We start from the raw sequence: 3,566 nt of genomic DNA, 5'->3' as shown, positions 1-3,566 counted from the left end.
CCCTTTTGTAATGTTTGGACTTACCACCACCCATCAGTTTCATTTGTATAGCAAGTCTACTGATATGAGAAAAGGCTTTAATGGACTTTGTGGTTTGATACAAAATGATCTTTCTACATCTCCCACCAATGGTTCGGTATATATCTTTATCAATAAAACCCGTGATAAGGTAAAATTGTTGCACTGGAGTGGAAGCAGTTTTATATTGTATTACAAGCGATTAGAATCTGGCACTTTCGAGATTCCATATTATGATAAGGAAGTTGGCAGTATTTCTCTAACCTATTCGCAGTTAGTATTACTTATAGATGGTATTTCTATTACCAATATCAGTAGAAGGAAACGCTATAAATCAGTAGCTGAAAATGTTTGATTTTATTGGAAATCGAATAGGTTTTGAGTATCTTTATAGTGTGGAAATCATAGCTCATAATCCCTTGTCTGATCAGCAATATCTGCTGCAAGAAGCTTATGACACTCTTGTAAAAGAACATCAAAAATTACAATTTGATTATCAGTATTTGCAACAGCAATTATCAGAGCTTAAACGGATGATTTTTGGTAGTAAAAGCGAACGATTTATTTCTTCAGAAACTGGACAGTTAGATTTATTTGTAGAACAGTTGGAGGTTTCTACTACTGAACCTGAATCTATTGAAATTAGCTATACAAGAGAGCAGCAAGTAGCAGAGAAGAGGCTGCCCGTTCGTAGTTCACTTCCATCTCACTTACCACGAATAGAAGAAACCATAGAACCAGATGATATCCTACCAGGATCTAAAAAGATTGGAGAAGAGATCACCGAGGTATTAGAATACAATCCTTCCAGTATTTTTGTTAGAAGAATTGTACGTCCCAAATATATCTTAGCTGAACAAGAAAGGATAATAGTTGCACCATTACCTTCACTTCCGATTCCGAAAGGAAATGCAGGAGCTGGATTACTAGCACATATTATGGTCAGTAAATTTGTACATCACTTGCCATTTTATAGACAACAGCAAATATTCAAGAGTCAACATCTTGATATTAGCAAAGGAACACTTTGTAATTGGTTTAATGCAACTACTAAGCTACTAGAGCCATTATATGATACCTTACAAAAGGAGCTTTTACAAAGTAGCTACCTTCAGGTAGATGAATCTCCTATAGGTGTTCATGATACTGCTAAAAAAGGAAAACTTCATATGGGATATCATTGGGTGCATCACGCCCCAATAGAACGATTGGTTTTATTCAAGTATGATCCCAGTCGATCTAGAAAAGTACCAGAAGAAATACTACAGGAGTATACTGGAACCATTCAGACCGATGGATATTCAGGCTATCTAAATCTTAGAACTAAAGGAAACATTACATTATTGGCTTGTATGGCACATGCTAGACGATATTTTGAAAAAGCACTGGATAATGATGCATCCAGAGCCAGTTATGTATTGGAACAAATTCAATATTTATATGCTATGGAGCGAAAAACCAGAGAACGAAAAAGTACTTTTGAGCTCATAAAACGGTATCGAGAGTTATGTGCAGTTCCCATTTTAAATAGTTTAGAAACCTGGCTTAAAGATCAGATTCTACAGGTACTTCCCAAAAGTGCTATTGGTAAAGCTATTGGATATACCCTGAAATTATGGGATAAACTGAAAAGATACATTACTGATGGTCGTTATAAGATTGATAATAATCTGGTAGAAAACACAATCAGACCTTTAGCATTAGGTCGAAAGAATTATTTATTTGCAGGATCTCACAAGGCTGCCCAAAAAGCAGCTATATTGTATTCCTTTTTTGCAACTTGTAAAGTTAACAATATAGATCCATACACATGGCTTAAAGATGTGCTAGAGAGCATACAGGAATATAAGGTAAACCGATTAGATGAACTTCTACCTAATAAATGGGAAGCACCATAACATTAAATACGCTAGGTATTCATATACTCTTGCCATTTTATAAGTACGTACTTTTCTTTCTGGCTTTGCTTTAGATCTAGAAAACCATACTCATAGCAAAAAAGATATACCTGTCCTTTTTTGTTTTTCCAATAATGTGTAAAATAAGTAGGATTAAAACCCTCTGATAATAGTTTTTCTTTGCGCACGGTAGACATCCCAGATTTATTATACGCTTTTAAGAGCTTCCGATTTGTTTTGAGCTGTTTATCAATAGTGAAATATAGAACTTCTTATGATTTTCGTTTTTGATATTGATCAGCAGATTTACAATGAATCGAGCAATATTTCTTATCAGATCTACCAATAATTTCAGAATTGCAGTGTGGACAGATATTCATGTTTTCTTTTTTAATTAAAATTATTCGAATCCTATTCGAATGTTATTCGACTAAAATACTACTATGATTTTTAAATACTACATTTTTGTATCATGAACCTTACAAAACATATCACACTGAAACATTTATTGATCCATGATCAAAAGATGATTGGGCTACAGTTCTATCCTGACAAGGTGATTCAAGCATTAATAAAAGAGCTCCCTAATCCCAGATGGAGCAAGGAGTTTGCTATGGTATATATCATAAATACCAAAGAAAACCTCAATAAGGTTTTTGAGAAATTTAGAGGAGTAGCCTTGATTAATGGAAATTCATTTTTTAGAGACAAAGTAGTATCAAATAATGATCCTATTGATATTAATTGGTATCGTAACAGAGCTAAAACAGCTTCTTATAAATATGTTCCAGAAGAATATCTTCTAAAATTAGAACTTAAAAGATATGCCCTAAATACCTGTAAAGTCTATATATCACAATTTGAAAAATTTATAAATCAGTATCCTGATAAAGATATTGTAACTCTATCAGAACAAGAAATAAGAGAGTACTTACAACTGCTTATTAGGCAAAAGAAATCTAATAGTTATATTGACCAATCCATTAATAGTATTAAGTTTTATTATGAGGTAGTGATGGGGATGCCCAATCGATTTTACAGCATTGAACGTCCTAGAAAAGAGCAAAAACTACCAAGTATATTAGCTAAAGAAGACATCCTAAGAATGATTGATCTTACAAAAAACCTAAAACACAAATGCATTATTAGTCTATTATATTCTTCTGGGTTGCGAAGAAGTGAATTATTGGATCTCCAACTTACAGATATTGATAGTAAAAACATGCTTATCAAAGTCAGGCAAGCCAAGGGAAATAGAGATCGATATACAGTTCTTAATCAATCTGTGCTTGATAACCTTAGAAAATATTATAAAATATATAAACCAAAGCTATACGTATTTGAAGCCATCGAAGTTGGAAGAAAATATAGCACTACCAGTGTATTAAAAGTGGTGAAACAGGCTGCCAAAAAAGCTAGAATTACCCAATCAGTGCATCCTCATATGTTAAGGCATAGTTTTGCTACACATCTATTAGAAGAAGGAATAGATTTACGATACATTCAAGTTTTATTAGGACACAATTCCAGCAAAACAACTGAAATTTATACTCATGTTGCCATAAAAAAGTTTAAAAATCTAAAAGATTTACTAAATTAGCTCCTCACATAAGAAATATATAGTTACCATGGTAACTATATATTCATGTT

General features: G+C 33.0%; 4 protein-coding genes. 3 read left to right on the top strand and 1 reads right to left on the bottom strand.

The genetic code is table 11. The features are described from left to right. Window positions 1-373, top strand: a 373-nt coding sequence (gene tnpB / locus CVD18_RS21825) for an IS66 family insertion sequence element accessory protein TnpB (protein ID WP_146052906.1), incomplete at its 5' end; no start/stop codon positions are given. After that, the gene (locus tag CVD18_RS21820; RefSeq protein ID WP_233194618.1) at window positions 366-1,916 is read left to right on the top strand and encodes an IS66 family transposase; all 1,551 of its coding nucleotides are present in this window, start codon (window positions 366-368) and stop codon (window positions 1,914-1,916) included. The genes tnpB and CVD18_RS21820, both read left to right, overlap by 8 nt. An 11-nt stretch (window positions 1,917-1,927) precedes the next feature. On the opposite strand, the gene CVD18_RS23555 is transcribed toward CVD18_RS21820, so the two are convergent. Next, a complete protein-coding gene (locus tag CVD18_RS23555; protein WP_369858944.1) occupies window positions 1,928-2,113 on the bottom strand; it encodes a hypothetical protein in 186 nt (61 codons plus the stop codon). A gap of 275 nt (window positions 2,114-2,388) precedes the next feature. Here CVD18_RS23555 and CVD18_RS21810 point away from each other — a divergent pair, with 275 nt between their 5' ends. Next, on the top strand, window positions 2,389-3,516 hold the full coding sequence (locus tag CVD18_RS21810; protein ID WP_199185128.1) for a tyrosine-type recombinase/integrase: 1,128 nt from the start codon (window positions 2,389-2,391) through the stop codon (window positions 3,514-3,516). The last annotated feature ends 50 nt before the right edge of the window (window positions 3,517-3,566 follow it).

The sequence above is a fragment of the Aquimarina sp. I32.4 genome (assembly GCF_002924285.1).
Taxonomy (GTDB): domain Bacteria; phylum Bacteroidota; class Bacteroidia; order Flavobacteriales; family Flavobacteriaceae; genus Aquimarina.
Note: the sequence above shows the minus strand (reverse complement) of the source record. Positions and strands in the feature narration are given on the sequence as shown.